The sequence below is a fragment of the Polaromonas sp. P1_E1_2 genome (genome assembly GCF_056406035.1).
Map to the genome: position 1 here is coordinate 1 of NZ_JBFUAZ010000632.1, position 2413 is coordinate 2413.

Annotated in this window: 4 protein-coding genes; all 4 read left to right on the forward strand. The window is 63.6% G+C overall.

Features of this window, described 5'->3' with window-relative positions; all coding sequences use genetic code 11:
* On the forward strand, positions 1-244 hold a 244-nt coding region (locus tag AC1D1P_RS20990), incomplete at its 5' end, for a hypothetical protein (protein WP_477674295.1).
* Positions 241-873, forward strand: a complete 633-nt coding sequence (locus AC1D1P_RS20995; protein WP_477674296.1) for a hypothetical protein — start codon at positions 241-243, stop codon at positions 871-873. The genes AC1D1P_RS20990 and AC1D1P_RS20995, both read left to right, overlap by 4 nt.
* Positions 870-1532 carry a hypothetical protein gene (locus AC1D1P_RS21000; protein WP_477674297.1) on the forward strand — a complete coding sequence of 221 codons (663 nt, stop codon included), beginning with the start codon at positions 870-872 and terminating at the stop codon, positions 1530-1532. Before AC1D1P_RS20995 ends, AC1D1P_RS21000 begins: the two co-directional genes overlap by 4 nt.
* On the forward strand, positions 1529-2413 hold an 885-nt coding region (locus AC1D1P_RS21005; protein ID WP_477674298.1), incomplete at its 3' end, for a secretin and TonB N-terminal domain-containing protein. The genes AC1D1P_RS21000 and AC1D1P_RS21005, both read left to right, overlap by 4 nt.

Below are 2413 nucleotides of genomic sequence, written 5' to 3' on the forward strand. Positions count from 1 at the left end.
GGCCAACACCGAGGCCATGAGCACGGTGAGTGGTTTCTCGGACGTGCGCATCGTGAGCCACCAGTTCGATGAGCGCAGCAGCCCAGCTGCCTTCCGCTTCCGGCTGACGGCGAGCTGGAATCGTCTCAATGAAGGTGTTTTCCTGGCAAAGGAACCGTCGAGCAACACGCTCAGTCCGCTCATACCGGCGGACATCTCGCCCTCCGTATTGAAGCCGGGCATCAGCAAGGCGCCCTCGCCATGATGCGCGGCCCCGCTTTCATAACCAGGACGCTTGACCGGCTCCGAGGCGGCGCGGGCCTGGAGTCATTGCGCGCCCTCGGCTGGCCCGTGCTGTGCGGCGTCGGGCTGATGCTGGTGGGCGCCCTGCTGCTGGGCCTTTCCCATCAGCTGCGACTGCAGAAAACCACGCTGCAGCTGGAGCTGAAGCAGACCCAGAAACCTGGCCCCAAGCTCGCCGTGAATCCTGTGCGGGGCGTGCCTGTCATCTTCCCGCCTTCGGCCGACTACACGGCCGATCTGGCACAGATTTTTGACATCGCAAAAAGCCTGGGCATCGTGTTGGCCAGTGGCGACTACCGCGATGCGGACCCGACGGCCCTGGGCCTGGACACCCGCCTGGTGGATCTGCGCATCACCGAAAACTACGGCAAGCTCAAGGAATTCCTGGCCAGCGTGCTCAATGCCATGCCACACGCGGCAGTGCAGGAATTGCGCATAGAGCGCAAGGACGGCACAGCCGTCAAGCATCAGATATTCCTCAAGCTCGCGTTCGTGTATTCACCGCGGGCGGGCGACATCCAGGGGCCACCCGCTGTCGGGAAGAGTCCAGCGAATGTCTCTGGGCCCATCACTGCAAAGGCCATGCCGTGAACCAGTCACCGCCAGATCGCACTGCCGCCGCATCTGCGGGCTGGAAGAAGGCCCTCATCCTGGTTGCGGCCGGCCTGGGCAGCTTTGTGCTGGCGGCCGGCATGCAAGGCAAGTGGCAGTCTGGCCAGGTCGACGCAGACCTTGACCTGGCAGCACCGCCGCGTCAGCGCACAGCCTCACCGCCCGTCTCTCCGCAGTCCAGCACGGCGCTGCCGCCCCCTGCCGACGTCGCATCCCCAAGCCTGGACGTCGCGATGAACAGCGCCGGTCAGCGCATGAACAAGATGGTGGTACGCGATCCCTTCGGCCCGCTGGCGCCTGAATTCGTACCGCCGCCGGAAGTCGTGGCCCCGCCCGCGCCACCACCCACCTTCGCCAAGACCCACAAACCGCCGCCACCGCCAGTCGCTGTCGAGCCACCACCACCCACAGCGCCGCCGCTACCCTTCATCGCGGTGGGTGCCATCCAGGGCAAGAGGATTGGCAATGGCCAGCAGCAGGCCTTCATCCAGCAGGGCGACAACCTCACCGTCATCCAAAAAGGCGACACCGTCGCCGGCAACTACCGGGTGGACGAGATCACCAGCGACCGCGTGGTGTTCACCTATCTGCCTCTGGGCCAAAAACAATCGCTTCTACTTCTGGACAACCCAAGATGAAAACAATTGAACGGATTGCCGGAATTTCCGGAAGCGGSGATCAAGCAGAGCGCGTGGTCAAAGGACGCAGCCATATGACGCCTATCGCGTCGGCCGTACTGACCTGCCTGCTGCTCACGGCCTGCGCCGGTGCGCGCTATCACAACGACGGCATGAGCCAGATTGAAGAAGGAAAAATCGATACCGGCATCGCTTCGCTGAAGAAGGCGACGGAGCTCGAAGGCCGCAACCAGTATTACAAGATCGACTACCTGGTGCAGCGCGACAAGCATGCCGACAGCTTCGTGAAACAGGCCGACCAGGTGCGGGCGAGTGGAGATATTGCCGGCGCGCGCGACCTCTACGGCCGGGCGCTGGCCTTAAACCCGAGCAATGTCCGGGCGGTGACGGCCTTGAAGGCGCTAGACCAGGACATGCGCAACGACCAGCTGCTGGCCGAGGGCGAGCGTTACCTCAAAGACGGCAAACTGGAAGCGGCGAGCGAGCGCGCCGCGCGGGTGCTGGCCGACCAGCCCGGTCACAAGCAGGCGGCGCAGCTCCGGAAAAACGTCCTCGACGCCAAGGCCGCAGCCGATGTCGAACGTGACCGTTTCAGGGAAGCGAAGTCGGTGATGAGCTCCCCGGTGACGCTGCAGTTCCGCGATGCCACGATGCGCACCGTGTTTGAAGCCCTGTCCCGGTCCACGGGCCTGAACATCCTGCTGGACCGCGAAGTGAAGGCCGACGGCCGGGTCACGATCTTTGTGAAGGACGTCGCAGTTGAAGACGCCATCGACCTGATTCTGATGCAGAACCAGCTCGAAAAGCGCATCGTCAACAGCAACACCATGATGGTGTATCCGGCGACGGCAAGCAAGCAGTCGGAGTACCAGGAACTGACC

What these genes read in the sequence shown, in the direction of transcription:
- AC1D1P_RS20995 (WP_477674296.1), top strand. Translation starts at nt 241, where the DNA reads ATGATGCGCGGCCCCGCTTTCATAACCAGGACGCTTGACCGGCTCCGA.